The following is a 21,713-nucleotide window of genomic DNA, read 5'->3' as shown; positions in this document are numbered from 1 at the left end:
CGCGGAGGAGCGGTGAGTCCCGCGTCCAGTGCCGGGGTCGCGCTTGTCACTGGTGCGGGCCGCGGGATCGGCAGGGCGACCGCCGAGCGTCTCGCCCGCGACGGTCTGCGGGTGGTCGTGGCCGACCGGGATGAGGAGTCGGCCGCTCGGGTCAGTGAGGGCATCACATCTGGAGGCGGATGTGCCGAGGCGCTCTGCCTCGACGTGACCGATCGCGACGCCGTCCGCGGAGCCGTCGAGGACGTCATGACGCGCCACGGGCGACTTGCCGTCGTCGTGAACAACGCTATGTGGATCCGGTACAAGCCCTTCCTGGATTTCACCGAGGATGACATCGACGGCATGCTGGCCGTCGGTCTCAAGGCCGTGTTCTGGACCATGCAGGCGGCCATCGCCGCCATGTCCGAGCAGGGCGGCGGCGTCATCGTCAACGTGTCGTCGCCGGCGGCGTGGCGGGGAATGCCGGGCACGGCCGTCTACTCGGCGGTGAAGGGTGCCGTCACCAGCCTCACCCGGCAAGCCTCACGCGAGCTCGGACCGCTCGGTATCCGCGTGAACGCGGTCATCCCCGGAGCCATCCCGACGGAAGGGGCACGGCAGATCGTCGACGAGGCCGGCTACGACCTCCGTCGCCAGATGACACCGCTGGCGCGACTTGGCTCCCCCGAGGAGATCGCCGCCGGCATCGCCTGGCTGGCGTCCGAGGACGCCTCCTACGTCACCGGCCACCTCCTCGCGGTGGACGGCGGCATCCTCGCCTCCTGATCCCGGCCGGGCGGGACCGCGAGTCCGCTGAACTGGTCGTACGGATCAACGCACACTGCAAGAAGGAGTGAACATTATGGCGATCACCAAGGGCGCGGCTGCCGCCGGGATGTCAGAGGAGCGACTGGCCCGTCTTGAGGAGGTGGTGCAGGCCGACCTCGATTCCGGGCTCTACCACGGTGCCTCAATCCAGGTCGCCCGGCATGGAGAACTGGCCTTGGACCTGGTGGCAGGCCACGCTGACGAGGGCAAGACGCGACGGCTCGAGAGCGACACCGTCTTCACGATCTTCTCGGTGACGAAGACGTTCATCAACATCCTCGCCCTGCGTGCCGTCGAGCTGGGGCAGTTCGCCCTGACGACCCCGATGGTGGAGATCATTCCGGAGTTCTCCGGCGCTCCACGGGAGCGTGCCACGATCTTCCACTTCCTCACGCACACGGCCGGGCTACCGGGGGTATGGGAGGTCAGGACCGGGATGCCGATGGACCGACTCGGCGACATCGTCGCCGCGGTCTGCGAGAACCTGCACGGGGTGGTCGAGCCGGGGTCCAGGTGCGACTACTCGCCCATGGTCAACCACGCGCTCCTCGGTGAGGTCCTGCGCCGGACCGATCCGAAGAAGCGGACCATCAACGAGATCCTCGACGAGGACCTGTTCCAGCCCCTCGCAATGTCTGATACGGCCCTCGGCATCAAGCCGCACATGCGAGAGCGGCATGCCTTCCCCGACCTGCGCGGCAACCTGGCGGTCCGGCACACGTCCTCCACGACGCCGGGGGACCAGGGGCTCTTCGCCTCCGAGTCCAACGAGGCGACCTGGGTCGGGGCGGCGTCAACGACCCGTGATCTCATGCGGCTGGCGGAGATGCTGAGGAATGGTGGCAGCCTTGACGGGGCGCGTATCCTGTCCCCGCGCATGATCCAGATGGCGCGCCAGAACTGGACCGGCGAGCTGCCCAACGAGATCTACCGAGCGGTTGCCCTGCGGCACGGTTACACCCCGCCGCCGGCCAACCTGGGCCTTGGGTTCACGGTGCGCGGCCACGGGGTGGTGCGCCACATCTTCGGCACGATGACCTCACCCGAGACGTTCGGGAACTTCGGCTTCGGCAGCAGTATCTACTGGGTCGATCCGGACCTCGACCTGACCTTCGTCGCGCTGACGACGGGGCTGCTGGGACAGGCAGCCAACATCGATCGCTTCCAGCGGCTGGCCGATCTCGTCGTCGGCGCTGCCGTGTAGCAGCCGGTCAGGATCCTCACTCAGAATGAGGTCGGGCCACCGCGCGCGGTGACCCGACCTCATTCTGAGCGGCCATCCCGAGAGCGTGCGATGTCGGGCCGCCCGCGCGCCGGTGCCCAGAGCGATTCCGCTCGCCCGAGCGAAGCTGCCGTCTTATAACCAACCACGCGCAAAGTTTCGGATACATTCGGGTCATGTGGGAGATGCAGGTCCAACGCCATGCCCCCATCCGTGAGCAGGTTGCGGCTATTCTCCGGCAGGCCATTGTCGACATGCGACTCAAGCCTGGCCAGCTGCTCATCGAACGGGAACTCTGCGAGCTGACCTCGGCGAGCCGTCCGTCGGTGCGCGAGGCGCTCCGGCAATTGCAGGCCGAGGGTCTGGTCGAGTCCGTGAACGGCCGGGGAACCATCGTCAGCGTGGTCACCCCCGGCCAGGCACGCCAGGTGTACGAGGTGCGGGCCAACCTGGAGGGTCTGGCGGCACGCCTCTTCACCCAGTACGCGTCGGACGAACAGCGCGAAGCTCTACGCACCGTCATGGCGGCGTTGTCCGAGTCGGTCAGTCGCGAGGACGAGCCCGCCGCGATCATGGCCGTGAAGAACAGGTTCTACGACGTGCTCTTCGAGGGGTCGAGGAACGAGGTGCTGCAGCAACTTGTGCAGAGCCTGCATCGGCGTGTGACCCAACTGCGGGCTCGGACCCTGGCGTCCGTAGGGCGCCCCGCCCAGAGTGAGGCCGAGATCAAAGCGATCGTCGATGCCATCGAGGCGCGCGACGCGGACCTGGCTGATCTCGCCGCTCGACGCCATGTCCTGGCCGCGGCGGCCGTGATCCTCGGCAGCGGTACGGAGTCGATCGCCGGCACCACCGCGTAGAGGTGTGCGTCGTCGCCCCCTCTCTCTCAGGGCGCGTATCGAGTTGTGATCAAGGGCTGGTCCGGGTGAGGTCTTTGATCCAGATCATCGCGGCACGGAGGTGGAGGCCGGCGAGGTAGCTCGCAGGGGTTTTGTCGTAGCGGGTGGCGATGCCTCGCCAGGCCTTCAGCTTGTTGATCAGGCGTTCTACGGTATTCCGTTCCTTGTACAGGCCGGTGTCGTGACTGACGGGCCCGGCCGCCCTCGCTGCCCTTGTTCTTCCGCTTGGCGGCCTGGTCCCTCTTTTCTGGGGTGACTGCCTTGATACGACGTCCGCGTAGGTAGGCGCGGTTGCCGCGGGATGAGTAGGCTTTGTCTGCGGCGACCGCGCCGGGCGCCCTCCGGCCGATCCGGAGGCCAAGGGCCTGGTCGAACGCGCCAACGGCTATTTGGAGACCTCCTTCCTGCCCGGCCGGTCGTTTGCCGGCCCCGCCGACTTCACCGGGCAGCTGAGCGATTGGCTGGTGCGGGCCGCTACCCGTCATCACGGGCGGCTCGGTTGCCGGCCGACCGACCGGTCGCCAGTTCGCGTCCGCGCGCGGTGACGTATGGTGCGACGAGCCGGTACGGCCCGTGCAGGATGTACGGCGGGGCAAGATCGTGCGGATAGGTCTCGGCCCGCTGCTGAGCAATCTCCAAAGCGCGATTGAACGGCTCGATGCCCCGTAGGACTTGAGCAGCACAAGATTGACCGGTGTGAAGTAGACCTCAACCGCGTCGTCCGTCGCAGGCTGCACGATCACTCGGTCGGCGCGACCGGCGGCAGGGGTAGCATCGCCACCCGGTCGGCCTCCCACGCCGCCGATCCAGGGCGTACTGGTCGAGCGGGAAGAGCGTCCGCTTCAGGATCGTGCCTCGGCTGAGACTGGCGGAGAACAGCCAGGCCGAGCTGAAGACCAGCCCGCCTCATCCAACCCCGTCAACAAAAGGGACATAAACGCGCGAACCGACCTTTGAGACGAGCGGGCCGCCGGGCGTTGCACGGCCCGCTCGCCTGGGACGGTCATCGCGGGGCGGGGGCGTCAGGCGGCGGGGGTGCGGCGGCGTGCTCGGCGAGGCCGCGCAGCAGATCGACGAGGTGGCCGCGTTCGGGCTCGGCGAGCCAGCCGAAGATGTGCTCGCCCACCTGTTCGGTGATCTGCCGCGCCTGCGCCAGGGTCTGCTCGCCACGGCGCGTGAGCACGATGGAGTACGCGCGCCGGTCCTGCGGCGCCCGTTCACGCGAGACCAGCCCGCCGTCTTCCAGCTCGTCGATGAGCCGGACCATCGTGGACTTGTCGATGCCCATGTGATCGATCAGGTCCCGCTGGCTGACCGGGCCGTACATCGGCAGCGCGAGCAGCACGGTGAATCCGCGGACGTTGATGCCCAGCGGGCGCAGCGCCTCGTTGATCCGCTCACGGCTCCGGTTGTGGGCCTCGGCCAGGAGCATGCCGAGCGCCACATGATCGGCGGCCGCGCCACCGTCGCCGGACAGGAGCCGTTCAAGCAGGTCGTGGCGCATGCGCTCATTCTAGTGTCACTTGAGTTAGTCTCATATGAGACTATCTCATATGAGATTCAGTAGACGGGGAGGCGTACATGCGTGAGCAGACCTGTGGGCACGCGCGGAGCCGCTGTCGTGCGGGAGGGCTCCAATGATCGGGGCACCGGCCGGCGAGCGTGCGACCGGCCACGTGATGATCGCAACCAACGTGGTTAAGACGTATGGCGCCGGCGACGGCGCGGTCAGGGCGCTGCGCGGGGTTTCCGCCGCGTTCGCCCGGGGCGAGTTCACGGCGATCATGGGTCCGTCGGGGTCGGGAAAATCGACGTTCCTGCACTGCCTGGCCGGTCTCGACACCGTGACCTCCGGCACCGTCCTCGTCGACGAGGTCGACCTCACCACCCTGTCACGCACGCGGCTCACCGAGGTCCGCCGCGAGCGCATGGGCTTCGTCTTCCAGTCGTTCAATCTCCTGCCGATGTTGACCGCCGAGGAGAACATCCGGCTAACCGTGGGGCTGGCAGGCCGTCACGCGGAGCAGGAATGGTTCGACACGCTGGTGGACGCGCTGGGGTTGCGCCCACGGCTGGCGCACCGGCCCGCGGAGATGTCGGGTGGTCAGCAGCAACGGGTGGCCGTGGCGCGGGCGATGCTGAGCAGGCCGGAGGTGCTGTTCGCGGACGAGCCGACAGGAAACCTGGACTCCCGCTCCGGCGCGGAGGTGCTGGGCTTCCTGCGCGCGGCCGTCGACGACTACCGGCAGACCGTGGTCATGGTGACGCACGACCCGGTGGCCGCCGCGTACGCGGACCGGGTGCTGTTCCTGAGCGACGGGACGATCGTGGACGAGCTGGCCGCGCCCACCATCGACGCCGTACACGCCCGCATGCGCAAGATCGAGGACTGAGGCCATGGGAAACCCTCTGTGGCTCATCGCGCGCCGGACCTTCGCCGAGGGCTGGCTGCGGCTGACCGCCACACTGCTGGCGGCACTGGGATCGGTCGCGCTCATCGCGGGCTCGCTGCAGTTCGCGTTGCGCGCGCAGGAGGCGGTGGCGGGCAGCGACGCCAGCGAGTACGTGCGCGCGGACGTGCTGGTGCAGGGCGGAACGGTGGATCCGGACGACCCGTACGCGCCACCCGACGGGTGGGTGCGGCTCGATCGCCTCACCTCAAGACCGGACGTGGCGGCGGCCGTCGGCGACGCCACGGTGACGGTGACGGCCATGCGTCCCGACGGGCAGGCGATCACGGCCGCCGCCGAGGGCCGCACCCTGCTGCGCCCCTGGGTGCCCGACCCGCGGCTGAACCCCTACCTGCTGGAGGCGGGACGCGCACCCGCCGCCGACGACGAGGTGGCCGTCGTCCGGCATGTGTCGCGCGCCGGGGAACTGCGCGTCGGCGACACCATGACGCTGACGCTGCCCCACCAGACGCGCCAGGTGCGGATCACCGGGATCGTCAGCGTCCATGGCCGCGGCGCGGTGGCCGCCGGCGACCTGGTGCTGGCCCCGCCCGAGACCGTCCGGCGCGCCGCCATGCTGCCCGAGGGCAGGTGGCAGAGCGTCTGGCTGAAGGCCGCACCGGGCGTGTCCGCCGATCGGCTTCGCGACGCCCTGGCCCGCGACCTGGCCCGTGACATGGCCCGTGATCTGGGCGGCACGGCCGCGGTGCGCACCGCCGCATCCGTACGCCAGGCGTAGGCCGCCGCCGCTGCCGGTGAGGGCGCCTCCGTCGCCGGCGTCGTCGGCATGCTCGCCTCCGTTGCGATCTTCGTCGGCCTGTTCGTGGTGGCCAACACCTTCGGCACCCTCGTACGGCAGCGCACTCGGCGACTCGCGCTGCTCGGCGCGATCGGCGCCACGCCGCGGCAGGTCGGCAGGCTCATCCGGCTGGAGGCACTGTTGCTGGGCGGGATCGCCTCCGCAGGCGGCGTGGCCGCGGGCTTCCCGGTGTCCGAGCTGATCATCCGGTTGTTCGCACGAGACGGCTTCGACGTCTCCGCCTCCGACGCCCAGTACGGCTGGGTCGCGCTGGCCCTCCCTGCCGCTGCCGGGATCGTGGTGACTCAGGCCGCCGCGTGGCGGGCGGCGCACCGTGCCGCGGACGTCTCGCCCGTCCAGGCGCTGCGCAGCAGCGTGGCGGAGCCCCGGGAGCGCCGCTGGCCGCGCCTGCTGTCCGCGTCCGTGATCTTCGCGGGCGCCTGCTTCTGGTACATGGTGGCGGTCGTGGTCCGCGCAGACGAGCCGCCCGGGCCGGACCGCACGTTCTCCGTCGCCCTCATGAACCTTTTCGGGACGCTGCTGACCGTGACAGGGCTGGCCGTGCTCACGCCGTTCTTCGTCGGGCCGCTGGGCGGGCTGGTGGGCCGCGTCGGGACGCTGGTCAGCGGGGAGACCGGACGGCTGGCGCGCGCCACCATCACCCGCAGCCCGCGCCGGGTCTCCTCGGCCGCCTCCTCGCTGATGCTCGGCGTCGCACTGCTCGCCTCCGTGGTGCTGGTCACGATGTCGGTGCAGGACCGGTTCCGTGAGGCGGGACGGCAGGTGATGGCGGCCGAGCACGCGATCGCCTCCACCGCGAGGACCGCCGAGGGTGCGCCCGCTCCGCTGGCCAGGGATGTCGCGGCGAAGGTCACGGGCGCACATGGGGTGTCCCGGGCGGTCGTCCTGACCCGGACCGAGGTCACGCTGGTGTCGCCGGAGCCGGACGCGGCCGGCCTGGAAGAGCCGGGCATCGCCGGATCGGAGGAGGCGGCTGAGCCGTTCCGATTCCTGGTCAGTGGTGTCGAGCCGGCCGGGCTGCGGGACGTCCTGAGGCTGGGCGGCCGGCCGCCCGCACTGCGTACAGGGCAGATCGCGCTGTCGTCGGCCGTCATGAAGGAACGGGGACTCCGCCGCGGCCAGGACCTCGTCGTGCGTGGCGCGCGGGGCCGCGTCACGCTTACGGTGGCGGGCGCGTACCACGATCCGTCCCACCTGTTCGCCGACCAGGCGCTGGTGGCCCCGGCGACGATGGACCTGCTCGACGCCAACGCCGCCACCGTGGCGGTGCTCGTGCGTGGCGGCTCGGCGGAGACCCTGGCGCGCGCCGTGGCCGGGGTGCCGGGCGTACGCGTTCTCGGCCGCGACGCGTACGTGGAGGCGGCGTCGCAGTCGCTCACCCGGGCGTTGCGCGCGACGCACAGTTTCGTCGGCATGGCGCTGTTGCTGGCGCTGTTCGGGATGGCGACCACGGTGTCGATGAGCGTCGCCGAACGCAGGCGGGAGTTCGGGTTGCTGGGGGCCGTGGGCGCGACCATGCGGCAGATCCGCTCGATCGTCCGCTGGGAGGCGGCGGCCGTGGTCGCCCTCGGCACGATCCTCGGTTTGGTGATCGCGATGGGCACGCTGGAGCTGCTGCATCTGACGAGCGGCAGCTCGTACCTGCGCCCGGCCCCGCAGTGGTGGCTGTTCCCGCTGGTCGCGGCGGGTGCGGCCGTGGCGACGCTGGCGACCTCGACGCTGCCCGCGCGCCGGGCCGCGTCCGTACCCGTCCTGGAGGCGGCCAGGGCGCAGTGAGCCCCCACGTCCGGTGACGCCGACGGCTTCCAGCGGTACGGGCGGCGACCACGCCAGGCGCGGCAGATGTCCGACGAACGTCTCCGCCCTGGATCGCCGACGTCCCGGGCCGGAAGCCTTGCCGCATCCGCCCGGAGCGAGGTTGGCGACGGCGGGTCGCATCTCGGCAAAGTGGACTATATAGTCCATGTACTGTGGCCTCTTGCTGGTGAACCACGCTGGCATCATGCCTTCAAGGCGGTCGTGGCATCGGATAACTTGGACTATTGGGTCCACTATGCTGGTGTCCGGCTGATTCTCGACAGCTATCTGTGACTCTCGCCGAAGACGATCAGTGGCGCTCGTCCGTGAGCGACGCGCCCATCGATGCGCGCGGCCGGCCGGTCCGCCGCTCTTCACTCACTCCGCGTAGGAAGAAGGCAGATCGACATGGATCTCGACAGGCTCATGGGCAAGCACCTGACCAGGTATTTCGACCCCGGCAGGACCATTCCGGAGGAGACCCTTCAGCGGTTGCTGCGGTTCCTGCGCTCCACGCCCTCGTCGGTGAACGTGCAGCCCAACCACTTCTACGTCGTCGCCACGCCGGAAGGGAAACAGCGGCTCGCGAGCAACCTGGGCGAACGGTTCATGGACAACAGCGAGAAGATCCTGAACGCGTCGCACACGATCATCCTCACCACCAGGGCGGATGTGTCTGACAGCCACCTTGAGGCGGTGTTCGCCAAGGAGCGGGCCGACGGCCGCTTTCCCGACCCCGCCAAGCAGGAGCTGTGGGAATCGATGACCCGTGACTTCCTCAACCTGCGCAGCTACGGCTACAAGGACCTGAACCACTGGATGGAGAAGCAGACCTACATGGCGGTGGGCCTGACCATGATGGCGGCCGCCGAGCTGGGCGTCGAGGCCACACCGCTGGAAGGGTTCGACCCGGCCAGCGTCGACAAGGCGTTCAAGGTCCGCGAGACCGGGCACAGCACGACGGTGCTGCTGGCGCTCGGCTACCCCGACCCGCGCAAGGTGTACAGCAACCCGATCTCGCGGTTCGACGCCGACCGGCTGTTCACCTTCGTCTGAACCGCCGACACTCACAACACAGAAGGGGACAGTCCCGATGAAAGCCATCGTGGTGACCGACCAGGCCGCTGGAACGGCCGGGATGACGCTCGCGGAGCGGCCTGAGCCGTCCGCGGCGATCAACGACGTCGTCGTCCGGATTCACGCCTCCGGCTTCGTCCCGACCGAGATGGAATGGCCGTCGACCTGGACCGACCGCACCGGACGGGACCGGACGCCGTCGATCCCCGGCCACGAGCTGGCCGGAGTGGTCAGCGCCCTCGGCTACGGCACGACCGGGCTGTCGGTCGGGCAGCGGGTGTTCGGCCTGGCCGACTGGCACCGCGACGGCACCCTCGCCGAGTACGTGGCGATCGAGGCGCGCAATCTCGCGCCGCTGCCCGGCGATGTCGACTTCACCGCGGGCGCGTCCCTGCCGATCTCCGGGCTGACCGCGTGGCAGGGGCTGTTCCAGCACGGCCGTCTTCAGGCCGGGCAGACCGTCCTGGCCCATGGTGCGGCCGGGGCGGTCGGGACGATGGTGACCCAGCTCGCGCGGGAGGCCGGGGCGTACGTCATCGGCACCGGGCGCGCCGCCGACCGCCAGAAGGCGCTCGACTTCGGCGCGCATGAGTTCCTCGACCTGCAGAACGATGCGCTGAGCGACGTCGGTGGCGTCGATCTGGTCTTCGACGTCATCGGCGGGGACGTGCAACGGCAGTCCGCCGCCCTGATCAGGCCCGGGGGAACGCTGGTGTCCGTCGTCGGCCCGGTCGAGGCGCGGCCCGCAGACGGTCTGGCGATCGACTTCGTGGTCGAGGCCGATCGCGCCCAGCTGGATGCGATCGTCCAGCGGGTGCGGGATGGACGGCTGCGGACCAACATCGGCACCATCGCCCCCCTCGACGACGCCGTCGCCGCTCTCAATCCGACCGAGCGGCTCAAGGGGAAGACGATCATCCGCGTACGTCCGTGAGTTCTTGACGACAGCGACATTTCCCGACTCGTACGGGAGTGGTGGCCGGGCCGGCCTGCCATCCGGCGTGCACGCCGCGTGATCGCGGCCGGCTCTGCCATATGGACAAAACAGTCGGGCAGTGACCCGGCCGCCGCGTGCGTGGCGTTGCCATGCTCGAAAGTCGTGATGCTCGAAAGAGGAGGCAGTGAGCGACCCGGAGACCGATCGCGACAACCGCCGATGGGTGCGTGATCTCGCCACGGCCGGTCCCGCCAGGGAGGCGGCATGCAGGGAGCTGTATCCCTTGCTGCTTCGCATCGCGCGTTCCGAGGCCCGTCGCCGTGCGCCGAGCCTGGGGCTGTACGGCCCGGAGCTTGAGGACATCGCTCGCCAGGCCGCCGCTGACGCGTTGATGGCGGTCACCGAGCGGCTGGACACGTTCCGAGGTGAGGCGCGGTTCACCACGTGGGCGGGCAAGTTCGTGCTCTTCAACGTCGCCGCCAAGATGAACCGGCACTTCTGGCGTCGCCACGAGGTCTCCTACGATCAGGAGGACTGGTCCAGGATCGAATCGAGGGCCGACGTGGGCCCCGACGACGAGGCGCAGGTCCGGGAGTTCGCGGCGGCGGTCTCGACCGCGGTCGAAGAGCATCTGTCGGAGCGTCAGCGCATCGTGTTCCTCTCGACGGTCCTCAACGGCATGCCGATGGATGTCCTGGCCGACGAGCTGGGCTCGACCCACAACGCGCTCTACAAGGTGCTCTTCGACGCCCGGAAGAAGCTCCGCGCGGCGCTGGTGGCGGGCGGCTACCTTGCCCGAGGCGCCTGAGGCCCTGAGGCCCTGGGGTCCTGAGGTTCTGAGGTCGCGAGGTCCTGGGGTCCTGGGGTCCTGAGGTCGCGAGGTCCTGAGGCCCGCGGAACAACGAGGCCGGCACCCGACCACGTCGCGAGGCCCGCGGCCTGGTGGTCTGCGCCACCAGAACTCGCGTGTGCCGACTCGGCGGCAGCGCGATCGGGCCCTCGTGTCGTCGTCGGCGGAGGCGCCGTTGATCGTCGGGCGACTACGGCATCCGTCACTCGGCGACCGGGGCGTCGGTCGTGGTCGTCAGCGCTCGAAGCAGCGATCGGGCGTCGTACGGGCCGACGTGCCGGCGGCCGTTGATGAAGAGCGTGGGGACGGCGGTGATGTTCATGGCCTCGGCGTCGAGCATGTCGTCGCGCACCCGGCCGGTGACCTCGGCCGAGATGAGGTCCTTCTCGAACCGCTCCAGGTCCAGGCCCAGGTCGCGGGCGATCCGGATGATGTCGGACGGCCGCTGGTTGTCCTGGTCGTCCAGGATCGTGCGCGCGAAGTCGAAGAATCTGCCCTGCGCCGCCGCGGCCTCGGCCGCCTCCGCCGCCGCGAGGGCGTTCGGGTGGATCTGCACGAGCGGGGCGTGCCGCCACACATAGCGGAGCCGGTCTCCGAGCACGTCGCGCACCTCCAGGATCGAGCCGGTCGCCTTGAGGCAGAAGCCGCACTGGAAGTCGCCGTACTCGACGATCGTGAAGGGAGCGTGCGGGTCGCCGAGCACGTGGTCGCGCTCCGGGTCGACCGGGCGCGCGAGCGTCTGACCCGAGTCGTCGTCGGGGCGCGCGGCATCCGAGATCCGGAAAGTGATCGTCGCGAGCACGAAGGCGATGACGGATGCCGCGAGCACGCCCACCCGTGCCTCGTTGCGCGCGAGCTCGTCGTCGATCGCGAGGTCCACGATGAACAGCGAGATGGTGAACCCGATCCCGCACAGGACGGCGCCGCCGAGGACGCGATCCAGGGTGAGCCCCGCCCCGAGCTCGCCGAGCTTCAGGCGCCGCAGGAGCGCGCTCGATCCGAAGACACCGAAAAGCTTGCCGGCGACGAGACCCACGACGATGCCCCACGTCAGGGCGGAGCGGGCGGCGCCGGCCAGGAGCTCGGAGCTCAGTACGACGCCCGCGTTGGCGAGGGCGAACAGCGGAAGGATGACGTACGCGACGTACGGGGCGTAGGCCGCCTGGAGCCGCTCGTTGATCGAGATGGATTCGCGGAGGCTGTTCGCGGCGGCGCGGGCATACTCGGTGCTGGGCGACTGGCGGAAGGTGCGCGCGAGCTCCAGTGCGTGTTCGACGTCGGTGCGGTTGGGGCGATACACGGGCACCAGCAGCGCGATCGCGACGCCCGCGAGGGTCGGGTGCACACCCGAGGCGAGGAAGGCCAGCCACACCACGATCGCGAGGGATACGTACACCGGCCCGCGGCCGCTGGGGAGATAGCGCGTGACGTACACCCCGGCGAGCCCGGCGGCGGCGACGAGGAGCGGCAGCGGGGTGAACCTCTCGGTGTAGACCAGCGCGATGATGCTGAGCGCCCCGATGTCGTCGACGACCGCGAGCGCCAGGAGGAAGACACGCAGGCGTCCGGGGACGCGAGGGCCGACCAGGGCCAGGGCGCCTACGAGGAAGGCCGTGTCGGTCGAGATCACGACTCCCCACGCGTGCTCGTTTCCGGAGCCCTGCGCGATGAGGACGAAAAGGAGCGCGGGCACCACCAGGCCCGCGACGGAGGCGGCGACGGGCACGAGGGCACGGGACCAGCTCGTCAGCTCGCCGATCGCGAACTCCCGGCGCACTTCGAGCCCGACGGTGAAGAAGAAGATCGCCATCAGCGCGTCGTTCACCAGCGCGTGAAGCGTGAAGTCCAGATGCCGGTCACCGACGCCGACCATCAGATCGGTCGCCCAGAACGTCTCGTACGACGGCAGGGACACGTTGGCCCAGACGATCGCCGCGAGCGTCGCGACGAGGAGGATCAGGGCGCCGATCCGGTTCTGGCCCATCGCGCCGATCCGCGCGGCGATCGACGGGCGCCGGCGAGCGCCGGTGGCACCCCGCTCAGGGGCGAGTGAGGTCTGGGTGACGGTGGGGTTCGTCATGATTACTCCCACGCCGGCCGTTCCCGCTCATGTCGGGATGCGGGTCGCGTGCGGCGATGACGGTGAACACGGTGGCGGCGAGGGCGAGTTGTCGCTTCTGTGCAATGTACGCGGTGCCGGGTCCTACTCGGCCTCGTCGACGAGAAGCTCCGCCGCGGGGTCGGCTTCGAGCCGCTCGTCCGGAATGGGCCGGCCGCTGCGCAACGAGACTCCGTACGTGCCGGCCCGCAGGCGCTCGCGGGCCCGGTCGAGCGCGGCCAACCGTGCGCTGAGCTGCTCGGCCACGGCATCGTCAAGCAGCTCTTGAGCGAGCGGGCTCGCCGAGTCGAAGACCGAGATCCTCGCGTCGGCGGCCGCCTCCAGGTCGGCCGCCCGCACCGCGGCCGAGTATGTGAGCAGTTCCTTGACGCGTGCACGTTCACGCTCGATCAACTCGTGTGCCCGGGTCGGGTCCATCTGTGACTCCCTGGTGGTGACGATCGGCGATCGGCGTCGGCGGCGGGGCGTCGGCCGGCCAGGTCATGGCCCCTGGCTCTCTCCTGGTTAGTGCCGGGGAGTCCGCGTCTCTTACGTCCGCATCTCCTACGTCCGCTCGCGGTGCCGCGAATGGACTATTCAGTCCAATGCGGCGTGGCGTTGTCGACCACTGTGCGCGCCGCCGGGCGTGCCCGTCCCCGCGTGGAGGAGCAGCGTTGGCGTACGAGGTCACTGCCACCGGTTCGATCATCGGCGCGCCGTGGTTGCGCCGATCTCGGGGTGGCCCATCCGATATTGGACTGAGCAGTTCACTTATTGTGCGGGTTGCGACCTATTTCCATTTGTCCACCATGAGAAAATGGACTGGATAGTCCCATAAAGGGCAGAGCGTGTGAGCCGGGAGGGATTGATGAGGACCCACTTCGCGGAGGTCCTGGCCCGCGAGAGCGTGTGTCTGGCCGCAGTCACAAACGGGGCGAAGCTGGCCGGTTGGCGCCGCCGGGTCGTCGAGGAGCTCATGACGCCCAGGTCGCCGTACGCGCTCGCGCTGAGACAAGCAGGTGACGGCGCTGAGCGAGCCGACTTCCTCGATCGGTGGCGCGAGCTCATCACCGAGACGCTGGACCGATTGCTGCGGTCCGGCTCGACGGGCGACACACACTGCTCCTCGGGCCAGACGCGAAAGGCCGATGCCGATCCCCGGAAAACCGCGGTGCTCATTCTCGCGGCGCTGCATGGGGGCAGCACGCTGAGCCAGATCGCGAAAGACCCTTGGCCGCTCAACGCCGCGCTCGACCTCGCGCTCGCACCTTTTGTGGCAACCGAGGACAACGGCCCAGCAAGGACGGTAATGAGTAGTCCGATCGGTACCATGAGCCCGTGATGACGACCGCTGACTCGCACAATGGCAGACGCCTGACGGCGCGCGGTGCAAAGACGCGGTCAAGGATCGTCACCGCCGCGAGCGACCTGATGTACGTAAAGGGAGTCAGGGCTACCACGCTTGATGACGTGCTGGCGGCGAGCGGAGTCAGCAAGTCGCAGTTGTATCACCACTTCGACGGCAAGGACGCGCTCGTGCGGGCCGTCATCGACAACGTGGGAGAACGCGTCATCGAGCGCGAGCGCGAGGCACTCGGCCATGTCTCGACGATCCGGGGCCTGCGACGCTGGCGGGACGCGTTGGTCCAGAACAACGCCCTTCGGCATGGCGCCTACGGCTGTGCGCTCGGCTCGCTGGCCTCCGAGGTCTCCGATCACGACGCGGTCGCACGCGAAGCCCTGTCTCGGCTGTTCAACGAATGGCAGGGACTGCTGGCCGGCGTGTTGCGACGACTTCAAGACGGTGGTGGACTCGCGCCCGAGGCGTCGGCGGACCAGCTCGCGACCGGGCTCATGGCCGCCCTCCAGGGCGGGTACATGCTGGCCCAGACCGCGCGCGATGTCACCCCGATGGCGACGGCACTCGACATGGCACTCGCGCACATCGAGAGCCTGTCGAAAGACTGAGCTCGTCGCCGTACGGTCCCGGCCGCGAGCCGAAGTCGCAGGCCGGGAGCACGCCCTGCCCGGAACCCGCGTAAGCCGGCAGCCGAGCGAGCCACCCCGTCACACGCGCCCTCGCTTCCCCGTGGTCGTACGACGACACAGGCAGGGCCGGGTCATATGGCGAGGCGTGCGGGCTCGGCGGTGACCTGCGGGTCCACGTCCACCTGCCTTGTTGTCTTCCGCACAGATCGGCCCCGCGGATCTGACGAGTCCATCGCTCACCGGTCGCGGTTCGAGTCCCGCGCGGTGCGAGTGGCGATGAAGGCCGAGCGGTTGATGTCGACGGCGTCCTTCCATTCGGGATGGTCTTCGACGTAGTCGGCGACGAACCCGCAGTAGACGCCGGCCCTGGACCGACTCCGGCTCAGATCTTCGAGCGCGTAGCGCGCCAGGGCCGAGGCGACGCCTCGATGCCGTTGGTCCGGGTCCACGTAGGAGTGCGTGAGCGAGATCCGCCCACCGGTCGTCTCGTACGCGAGACTGCCGACGACCTGCCCGTCGATCAGTGCCTCGTACAGGCGGGTGGTCTCGTCCTTGCGCACCTCAACGGCGGCCGGTGATCGATTCATGCCGTCCTCTCGCCTCGTTCGTCTCCAGTCGGTGCCTGTGGGCGGTTGTCAGCTCTCGATCCGAACCTGCCGCCTGTCGAAGGCGACATAGCCGATGAAGTCGCGGCCGCCGCGGGCCGCCGCCGACTCCTTGATGCCGGGGTAGGACCACGCGCCGTCGCTGAGCACCGTCTCTCCGGCCAGGACGTCGTGATACTGCGCCTTCCCCTTCCAGGGACAGGTGTAGGGCGTCGGGCTGTCGCGGAGCGTGCCGGCCACGACCGAGTCCGGCGGGAAGTAGACGTTCCCCTCTATCCTGACCACCGCGTCGTCCGCGGCCTCGGCCACCACGGTCTCCCCCACCACTGCCCGCATGTCCGTTTCCCTTCATCGATCCTTTGGCCGGCCGATGGTCGCGGTCAGGCGAGGCCAGGGGCGGGCGAGAACGACCACGAGCTGGAGCCCGAGAGGTCGAGCCACGTGCCCCGAGGTGTCCGGGCCACCCGGGCGACCATCGCCTCGCACTCGCGGCAGCGCAGCACGGTTCCAGGCCCGCCCATGTAGGCATGCAACTGCCCGAACGCCTGCGCGGCGCCGCAGCCGGCGCAACGGACGGTGGCGATGGTCGGGTCGCCCGCGATGATCCCGGCGAACTCGCCGGCGGCGGCGTTGCCGTCCAGGACCGGGCCGGTGCCGCCGCCGGGTGCGGCCGGGGTCGAGAAGTCCGAGGTCATCGAGTAGCTCCCGTTGCTCCGAATCGTTCCGTACGTATGCGATCTTCGGGGTATCCCGTCGTGCGGAGCAGCCGTGTGGCGTGGTCGACGAAGCCGGAGGGGCCGCACACGTAGACCCGGGCCGCCAGAGGCTCCGGCCACGCGGACGGAGGCCGGATGTCCTCGACCGTGAGGTGTCCGGCGGGACGGAGGTGCCCGTCGGGGACCCTGCGCGTGTAGACGAGGCGCACGTCCGCGAACCCCGGCGCGGACGGATCGGCCGACATCTCTTCCAGCTCGGGCCCGTACATGAGGTCGCGCGGGCCGCGAAGCGAATACACGAGCATGGTCCGCGTCGGGTCCCCCGCTCGCTTCCGGGCTCGCACCATGGTGACCAGCGGCACCACTCCTGATCCACCGGCGATCAGGAGCACCGGGCCGTCCCCGATGGACGGGTCGCCCGGCTCCCAGACGAACCATCCGCCGATGGGCCCGCGTACGTCGAGCTCGTCGCCGATCTCCATGGTCTCCACCAGGTAGGGCGAGACCTCGCCATGGGGCAGGAGGTCGACGGTGATCGCGACGCGGTCGGGCGTGGCGGGCTCGGCCAGTGAGTAGCTCCGCTGGGCCGAGTAGCCGTCCGCCGCTGTGAGACGGATATCCACGTGCTGGCCGGGCAGATGTCCGGTCCAGCCGGGCACGTGGAGATCGAGTGTCCGGGAATGCCACGACTGCGAGTGCACACCGACGAGCGTTGCCTTGCGCCAGCGATTCCCTGCCAGAGCCACGGAGCCCAAGGCCGTGTTCGTGTCAGTCATCGGCGTACCGCTGCTCGCGCCATGGGTCGCCGTACGTGTGATAGCCGAAGCTCTCCCAGAAGCCCGGCTCGTCGGAGCGCTGCATGGTGATGCCCTTCACCCACTTCGCGGACTTCCAGAAGTAGAGATGCGGCACCAGGAGCCTGGCCGGACCGCCGTGCTCGGCGTGAAGCGGCTCTCCCTCGAACTCGTACGCGATCCAGGCCCTGCCGCCGAGCAGGTCCTCCAGAGGGAGGTTCGCGGTGTAGCCGCCGTACGAGTGGACCATCGCATAGTCGTCGTCGGTCTCGACGTCCTCGAAGAAGGTGTCGAGCGCGACGCCCCGCCACCGGGTCCCGAGTTTCGTCCACCGGGTCACGCAGTGGATATCGACGTTGATCTCCTCGGAGGGCAGGGCCGTCATCTCGTCCCAGCTCCACCGCTTCGGCTCGCCGATCTCCGGTGTGATGGTGAAGCTCCACCTCTCCGTCGGGATCAGCTGCGTCGGACCGGCCGTCAGCACGGGGAATCCGTGGGTCAGATGCTGGCCGGGCGGCAGATCGGCGGCACGCGGGTCGTGATGGCCGAAGAAGCCACGCGAGATTGTCACCCTGTGCTCTCTTCCAGACCCAACGGTCTCTAGTGGTGGGCGCCTCACGGACGAGTTGATGGACTCTTTGGTCCAAACTAGGGTCCGGCTGCGACCGGTGTCAAAGCGTATCTGGCCCGTTATATGCCGCATGTGACCATGAGATAGGTTGCAGAAATTGGACTGCATAGACCAATCTCCGACGAGATGGCCACGGAGGCAGGCTGTCGATCAACGCCTCCGGCCGGTGATGTCGTGGCGCGGCCTGGCGAACCGAGAAGGTGACTCCGTGACTGATGGCAGATGCTCCGACATGGTGCGATTCGGCGGCGATCTCGGGCTGGCACCGGAACACCTCCGGGGTTCGCTGACCGCTCATCTGGCCGACTGCCCGGACTGCGCGTCGTATGTCTCACAGATCGCCACGACCCGCGAGGTCCTCGGACGGCGCTCCGGTCCCGGTGGCGTACGGAACGACGGGTCCCCGGCGGGCGCCGAGGCCTTGCGACGTGCTCTCCTCGCGCGTGCCGAACTGCTCGACCCCGCGAACGCCGAGGACCTCGCCCAGCGATCGCTGGAGGTGGGCCTGGCCCTGCAACGCAGGGATTCCCGCCCGCGAGGGATCGCCGAGCTGACCACGATCATGCACGCGCTCAGTGACGCGCAGATGCGGCTGGAGGGCCGCACGACGCCCGCCGTCGACGTCGACGCGGCCGCCCGAGCCCCGGCGGGCTCACTGGACGACCTCAACAGCGATGCCGATGAGCCCGAGCTCTTCTATCCGGATCTCTACCCGGGTGATGACGGGATCGACGGGTGGGTCGACAGCCCGAGCCGGTGGCGGTACGGCGCGGAGATCCTGGGCCCGGAGGAAGCGGACGAGACCGGAGAGGTGTACGACCTGGTCGACAAGGCGCTCGGCGAACTGCCCGAGCCGCTCGGCGACCTTCTCGCGCTCGTCGACATACAGGGCTACCCGCTGACCGGCGCGGCGCGGGCACTCGGGCTCGATGAGCCATCGGCGACGGCTTCCTTGGCCCGCGCCCGGAACCACGTCCGTGGCCGTCTCGACGAGCACCTGCGTGGTGTGTCCCGGTAGGCCAAGACCACGATTCGGTACCCCCGCGAGAGCGGTGGCCCTTCGGGGTGGCCGTCGGCGGCCGTTCGGGGTGGCCGCATCACGGGCGCGCGGCAGATGGGCGGCGAAGGGTTGCGCCGAGGGGTGCCATGCAGGGCAAGGGTTGCGCCGAGGGGTGCCATGCAGGGCAAGGGTTGCGCCGAGGGGTGCCCAGCAGGGCAAGGGTGGTGGCGAAGGGGTGCCCAGCAGGGCAGGGGCGGCGGCGACCTGCGATGCGGCCCACAGGTCGCCGCCGCTTCGGCCCAGGCCCGTGCGGGACCATGACCACGCCCCCGAGGTGACCCCGCCCCCCGAGGTGACCCCGCCCCCCGAGGTGACCCCGCCCCCGAGGTGGCTCAGCCGGGAACGATGAGCCCGCGCTGGTAGGCGCGTACCAGCCGGCGGGGCACCAGGAGCTCGCGGCCGTTCACGGTGATCGGCACCAGGTCGGGCGGAGTCGCCTTCCACTGGCTGCGACGGTGGCGGGTGTTGCTGCGCGAGGTTCTGCGCTTGGGAACGGCCACGATCACCAGCTCGCCTTCGTCACGCCCGGCAGTTCGCCCCGATGGGCCATCTGCCGGAACCGGATCCGCGACAGCCCGAACGTGCCGAGATATCCCCGCGGGCGGCCGTCGACGGAGTCGCGGTTGCGCACGCGGGTCGCGCTCGCGTCGCGCGGCTGGCGCGCCAGCTCGCGTACGGCCGATGCCCGCTCTTCCGGAGTGCCGGTGCGTACGACCTCCTTCAGCTCCGCACGCCGCCGGGCGTAGCGGGCGACCACGGCCTTGCGCCTCTCGTTGGCCGCGATCTTGCTCTTCTTGGCCATCAGATCTTCTCTCCGCGGGCCCGGATCCGGGCGACGGCGGTCTCGATGCCGATCTTGTCGATGGTTCTGATCGCCCGGGTGCTGAGCGTGAGCCGTACATAGCGGTTCTCGCTGGGCAGCCAGTAGCGGCGGTGCTGGATGTTGGGGTTCCATCGCCGGCGGGTGCGGCGGTGGGAGTGGGAGACGCGGTTGCCGAAGACCGGCGCGGCTCCCGTGAGCTGGCAGTGCGCCGACATCAGGCCCTCCCGTAGCGCTGGTTGAACCGCTCGACCCGGCCGGCGGTGTCGAGCACCCTGCTGCGCCCGGTGTAGAAGGGGTGGCTCGCGGAGGAGACGTCGACGTCCACCACGGGATAGGTGTTGCCGTCCTCCCACTCGATCGTCTTGCCGCTGGTGATGGTCGAGCGGGTGAGGAAGGCGAACCCGGCGCCCGGGTCGCGGAACACGACCGGGTGGTAGTCGGGGTGGATGCCCTTCTTCATCGTTCCTCCCGGAATGCGACGTGCCTGCGGATGATCGGGTCGTACTTGCGGAGCGTGAGCCGGTCGGGGTCGTTTCGCCGGTTCTTGCGGGTCACGTAGGTGTAGCCGGTGCCCGCGCTCGATCGCAGCTTGATCACGGGGCGTAGCTCGTTTCTGGCCATGGGCCGTTCCTCTCTCGCCGTCGATATGTGTAATGATAACGATAATCGTTTTCATTCCGGCAACCCGGAGGCACCCATGTCCACCCCCGTCGTCCTGGTCGCGGGCCTGCACGCCTCTGCTCGCACGGCCGTCGTCGATCGCCTCCTGCGCGACCATCCCGGCTCCGTGGCCGTCCACCACGACCTGCGGGAGGTGACCGCCGACCGGGTGCAGCGCGTGGTGCGCGACGCGTCCACCGTGCTCGACCTGGCCGACGTACGGCTCGCGCACGGCTGCGTCACCTGCACCGTCCGCGAGGACCTGCTCCCTCAGCTGGTGCGGCACGCCGCCACCGCGTCGCTGCTCGTGGTCGACCTGTGGGACTCGGTCGAGCCGCGCTCGGTCGCCGAGGCGCTCGACTGTGAGGAGGCCCACGACATCCTGCGGCTGACCTGCGTGCTGACCGCGCTGCACGCCGAGCACATGCCCGTCGACATCACCCGCGGCGACCGCCTCCGCGAGACCGGCCAGATCGCCGCGTCCGGCGACCAGCGCTTTCTCGCCGAGGTCCTGGCCCGGCAGATCGAGTACGCGACCGCCCTGTCCGTGCACGGCGGCGACGAAGAGGATGTGGAGCTCTCCCGCGCCGTGCTCGCCCACCTCGCGCCCTGCACGCCGGTTTTCGCCCCGGGTTCCGCCGAGTCGCCGCTGCCCGACGTGACCGGCGCCCGGCTGTGCACGCGGGAACTGGCCGAACGCGTCGACCCCGCCACCGCCCAGCTGCCCTGCGACGCCCAGACCGACGAGATCACCACGGTCGTCTGGCACCGGCTGCGCCCGCTGCACCCCGCCCGCCTGTTCGAGGCCGTGGACGAGCTGGTCACCCAGTCCGTACGCTCCCGCGGGCGGTTCTGGCTGGCCAGCCGGCCCGATCGGCAGCTCGCCTGGGACGCGGTCGCGGGCATCGTGTCGGTCGAGGACGCCGGGCCCTGGCTGGCCGCGCTGCCGGAGGCCGCCTGGGACATGGTCTCCCCCGCCCGCCGTACGGCCGCCGGCCTCGACTGGGACCCCGTCACCGGCGACCGGGTCCAGCACCTGGTGTTCACCGGGCCCGACCTCGACCGCGAGCGCCTCCACGCCCTGCTCGACTCCTGCCTGCTCACCGGGGAGGAGGCACGGGCGGGCTCCGGCGTGTGGGCCGGTTACGACGACCCCTTCGCCCACATCCTCGACCTCAAGGAGATCGCATGAAGCCCCGCCGTACGCCCCGGAAGAAGGGCAACCCGCTGCAGGGCGTGAGCTACATCGACTACAAGAACACCGACCTGCTGCGGAAGTTCATCTCCGACCGCGGCAAGATCCGCAGCCGCCGCGTCACCGGCGTCACCGTGCAGCAGCAACGCCAGATCGCCCGCGCCATCAAGAACGCCCGTGAGATGGCGCTGCTCCCCTACGCATCCCAGCCGCGTTCCTGACCGGCACGGCGCCCCCGGCCCTCGGCGGGCAGACCGTCGACCCGTTCGAACCACAAGGATTG

Annotated in this window: 28 protein-coding genes and 1 pseudogene; 15 read left to right on the top strand and 14 right to left on the bottom strand. The window is 69.7% G+C overall.

Translation table 11 applies throughout. The features are described 5' to 3' along the window. Positions 1-12 precede the first annotated feature (12 nt). From FLV34_RS18165 to FLV34_RS18155, 3 genes are all read left to right on the top strand, one after another. Positions 13-765, top strand: coding sequence for an SDR family NAD(P)-dependent oxidoreductase (locus tag FLV34_RS18165; RefSeq protein ID WP_142650060.1), 753 nt, complete (start codon positions 13-15; stop codon positions 763-765). A 76-nt stretch (positions 766-841) separates the two neighbouring features. Further along, complete coding sequence (locus tag FLV34_RS18160; RefSeq protein WP_147943637.1) at positions 842-2,011, top strand: serine hydrolase; 1,170 nt, start codon at positions 842-844, stop codon at positions 2,009-2,011. Positions 2,012-2,205: 194 nt separating this feature from the next. Then, positions 2,206-2,889 (top strand): GntR family transcriptional regulator, encoded by a 684-nt coding sequence (locus tag FLV34_RS18155; RefSeq protein ID WP_142650058.1) that lies wholly within the window; start codon positions 2,206-2,208, stop codon positions 2,887-2,889. A gap of 49 nt (positions 2,890-2,938) precedes the next feature. Here the strand turns inward: FLV34_RS18155 and FLV34_RS43400 are convergent, their stop codons facing one another. After that, the gene (locus FLV34_RS43400) at positions 2,939-3,289 is read right to left on the bottom strand and encodes a transposase (RefSeq protein ID WP_168066265.1); all 351 of its coding nucleotides are present in this window, start codon (positions 3,287-3,289) and stop codon (positions 2,939-2,941) included. Between FLV34_RS43400 and FLV34_RS18145 the strand changes: the two are divergent. Continuing rightward, a pseudogene (locus tag FLV34_RS18145) lies at positions 3,270-3,404 on the top strand (IS21 family transposase); the annotation flags it as partial. The gene FLV34_RS43400 and the pseudogene FLV34_RS18145 sit on opposite strands and share 20 nt — an antisense overlap. A 527-nt stretch (positions 3,405-3,931) precedes the next feature. On the opposite strand, the gene FLV34_RS18140 reads toward FLV34_RS18145, so the two are convergent. Further along, entirely contained in the window at positions 3,932-4,432 is a 501-nt protein-coding gene (locus FLV34_RS18140) for a MarR family winged helix-turn-helix transcriptional regulator (RefSeq protein ID WP_147943636.1), read from the bottom strand. A 133-nt stretch (positions 4,433-4,565) separates the two neighbouring features. Between FLV34_RS18140 and FLV34_RS18135 the strand changes: the two genes are divergently transcribed. The 6 genes from FLV34_RS18135 (at position 4,566) to FLV34_RS18110 (ending at position 10,817) form a co-directional block, all read left to right on the top strand. After that, a complete protein-coding gene (locus tag FLV34_RS18135) occupies positions 4,566-5,321 on the top strand; it encodes an ABC transporter ATP-binding protein (protein WP_222709550.1) in 756 nt (251 codons plus the stop codon). Between the two features lie 4 nt (positions 5,322-5,325). After that, positions 5,326-6,117: an ABC transporter permease gene (locus FLV34_RS18130; protein ID WP_147943635.1), complete on the top strand. Its 792-nt coding sequence runs from the start codon at positions 5,326-5,328 to the stop codon at positions 6,115-6,117. A gap of 48 nt (positions 6,118-6,165) precedes the next feature. Then, entirely contained in the window at positions 6,166-7,974 is a 1,809-nt protein-coding gene (locus FLV34_RS18125) for an FtsX-like permease family protein (protein WP_147943634.1), read from the top strand. Between the two features lie 429 nt (positions 7,975-8,403). After that, a complete protein-coding gene (locus FLV34_RS18120) occupies positions 8,404-9,051 on the top strand; it encodes a nitroreductase family protein (RefSeq protein ID WP_142650054.1) in 648 nt (215 codons plus the stop codon). A gap of 37 nt (positions 9,052-9,088) precedes the next feature. After that, a complete protein-coding gene (locus FLV34_RS18115; RefSeq protein ID WP_142650053.1) occupies positions 9,089-10,006 on the top strand; it encodes an NADP-dependent oxidoreductase in 918 nt (305 codons plus the stop codon). Between the two features lie 187 nt (positions 10,007-10,193). Continuing rightward, positions 10,194-10,817, top strand: a complete 624-nt coding sequence (locus FLV34_RS18110) for a sigma-70 family RNA polymerase sigma factor (RefSeq protein ID WP_142650052.1) — start codon at positions 10,194-10,196, stop codon at positions 10,815-10,817. 244 nt (positions 10,818-11,061) lie between these two features. On the opposite strand, the gene nhaA is transcribed toward FLV34_RS18110, so the two are convergent. Continuing rightward, complete coding sequence (gene nhaA / locus FLV34_RS18105; RefSeq protein WP_142650051.1) at positions 11,062-12,939, bottom strand: Na+/H+ antiporter NhaA; 1,878 nt, start codon at positions 12,937-12,939, stop codon at positions 11,062-11,064. Between the two features lie 123 nt (positions 12,940-13,062). Beyond that, entirely contained in the window at positions 13,063-13,395 is a 333-nt protein-coding gene (locus FLV34_RS18100; protein WP_147943633.1) for a conjugal transfer protein TraR, read from the bottom strand. 430 nt (positions 13,396-13,825) lie between these two features. On the opposite strand from FLV34_RS18100, the gene FLV34_RS18095 reads away from it, so the two are divergent. Together FLV34_RS18095 and FLV34_RS18090 are read left to right on the top strand one after the other, a co-directional pair. Continuing rightward, positions 13,826-14,299 (top strand): hypothetical protein, encoded by a 474-nt coding sequence (locus FLV34_RS18095; RefSeq protein WP_147943632.1) that lies wholly within the window; start codon positions 13,826-13,828, stop codon positions 14,297-14,299. Further along, positions 14,299-14,925: a TetR/AcrR family transcriptional regulator gene (locus tag FLV34_RS18090; protein ID WP_147943646.1), complete on the top strand. Its 627-nt coding sequence runs from the start codon at positions 14,299-14,301 to the stop codon at positions 14,923-14,925. Before FLV34_RS18095 ends, FLV34_RS18090 begins: the two co-directional genes overlap by 1 nt. A gap of 257 nt (positions 14,926-15,182) precedes the next feature. On the opposite strand, the gene FLV34_RS18085 is transcribed toward FLV34_RS18090, so the two are convergent. From FLV34_RS18085 to FLV34_RS18065, 5 genes are read right to left on the bottom strand one after another with little or no spacing between them, the layout of a single operon-like run. Next, positions 15,183-15,533 (bottom strand): GNAT family N-acetyltransferase, encoded by a 351-nt coding sequence (locus tag FLV34_RS18085; RefSeq protein ID WP_142650048.1) that lies wholly within the window; start codon positions 15,531-15,533, stop codon positions 15,183-15,185. A gap of 48 nt (positions 15,534-15,581) precedes the next feature. After that, the gene (locus FLV34_RS18080) at positions 15,582-15,887 is read right to left on the bottom strand and encodes a DUF427 domain-containing protein (protein WP_147943631.1); all 306 of its coding nucleotides are present in this window, start codon (positions 15,885-15,887) and stop codon (positions 15,582-15,584) included. A gap of 44 nt (positions 15,888-15,931) precedes the next feature. Next, positions 15,932-16,246: a DUF6510 family protein gene (locus FLV34_RS18075; protein ID WP_142650046.1), complete on the bottom strand. Its 315-nt coding sequence runs from the start codon at positions 16,244-16,246 to the stop codon at positions 15,932-15,934. After that, complete coding sequence (locus FLV34_RS18070) at positions 16,243-17,043, bottom strand: FAD-binding oxidoreductase (protein ID WP_147943630.1); 801 nt, start codon at positions 17,041-17,043, stop codon at positions 16,243-16,245. Before FLV34_RS18070 ends, FLV34_RS18075 begins: the two co-directional genes overlap by 4 nt. Then, positions 17,036-17,632 (bottom strand): sulfite oxidase-like oxidoreductase, encoded by a 597-nt coding sequence (locus FLV34_RS18065; RefSeq protein ID WP_261985818.1) that lies wholly within the window; start codon positions 17,630-17,632, stop codon positions 17,036-17,038. The genes FLV34_RS18070 and FLV34_RS18065 overlap by 8 nt, the downstream gene beginning before the upstream one ends. 268 nt (positions 17,633-17,900) lie before the next feature. Here FLV34_RS18065 and FLV34_RS18060 point away from each other — a divergent pair, with 268 nt between their 5' ends. Then, positions 17,901-18,710 carry an RNA polymerase sigma factor gene (locus tag FLV34_RS18060; RefSeq protein ID WP_147943628.1) on the top strand — a complete coding sequence of 270 codons (810 nt, stop codon included), beginning with the start codon at positions 17,901-17,903 and terminating at the stop codon, positions 18,708-18,710. Between the two features lie 374 nt (positions 18,711-19,084). On the opposite strand, the gene rpmF is transcribed toward FLV34_RS18060, so the two are convergent. Genes rpmF through rpmG form a run of 5 tightly spaced genes read right to left on the bottom strand, consistent with a single transcriptional unit; the run spans position 19,085 to position 20,196 of the window. Then, entirely contained in the window at positions 19,085-19,252 is a 168-nt protein-coding gene (gene rpmF / locus FLV34_RS18055; RefSeq protein WP_076443167.1) for a 50S ribosomal protein L32, read from the bottom strand. Between the two features lie 2 nt (positions 19,253-19,254). Continuing rightward, on the bottom strand, positions 19,255-19,554 hold the full coding sequence (gene rpsN / locus FLV34_RS18050; protein ID WP_142650042.1) for a 30S ribosomal protein S14: 300 nt from the start codon (positions 19,552-19,554) through the stop codon (positions 19,255-19,257). After that, positions 19,554-19,790 carry a 50S ribosomal protein L28 gene (rpmB, locus tag FLV34_RS18045; protein WP_147943627.1) on the bottom strand — a complete coding sequence of 79 codons (237 nt, stop codon included), beginning with the start codon at positions 19,788-19,790 and terminating at the stop codon, positions 19,554-19,556. Before rpmB ends, rpsN begins: the two co-directional genes overlap by 1 nt. Beyond that, positions 19,790-20,035 (bottom strand): type B 50S ribosomal protein L31, encoded by a 246-nt coding sequence (locus FLV34_RS18040; protein WP_142650040.1) that lies wholly within the window; start codon positions 20,033-20,035, stop codon positions 19,790-19,792. Before FLV34_RS18040 ends, rpmB begins: the two co-directional genes overlap by 1 nt. Beyond that, positions 20,032-20,196: a 50S ribosomal protein L33 gene (gene rpmG / locus FLV34_RS18035; RefSeq protein WP_142650039.1), complete on the bottom strand. Its 165-nt coding sequence runs from the start codon at positions 20,194-20,196 to the stop codon at positions 20,032-20,034. Before rpmG ends, FLV34_RS18040 begins: the two co-directional genes overlap by 4 nt. 76 nt (positions 20,197-20,272) lie before the next feature. On the opposite strand from rpmG, the gene FLV34_RS18030 reads away from it, so the two are divergent. Further along, on the top strand, positions 20,273-21,427 hold the full coding sequence (locus FLV34_RS18030; RefSeq protein ID WP_142650038.1) for a GTP-binding protein: 1,155 nt from the start codon (positions 20,273-20,275) through the stop codon (positions 21,425-21,427). Further along, a complete protein-coding gene (gene rpsR, locus FLV34_RS18025; protein WP_147943626.1) occupies positions 21,424-21,651 on the top strand; it encodes a 30S ribosomal protein S18 in 228 nt (75 codons plus the stop codon). The genes FLV34_RS18030 and rpsR overlap by 4 nt, the downstream gene beginning before the upstream one ends. Positions 21,652-21,713 lie beyond the last annotated feature (62 nt).

The sequence above is a fragment of the Microbispora sp. CSR-4 genome, from assembly GCF_008033685.1.
GTDB lineage: Bacteria > Actinomycetota > Actinomycetes > Streptosporangiales > Streptosporangiaceae > Microbispora.
The sequence above is the reverse complement of the archived record's forward strand: the minus strand, read 5'-3'. Positions and strand labels throughout refer to the sequence as shown.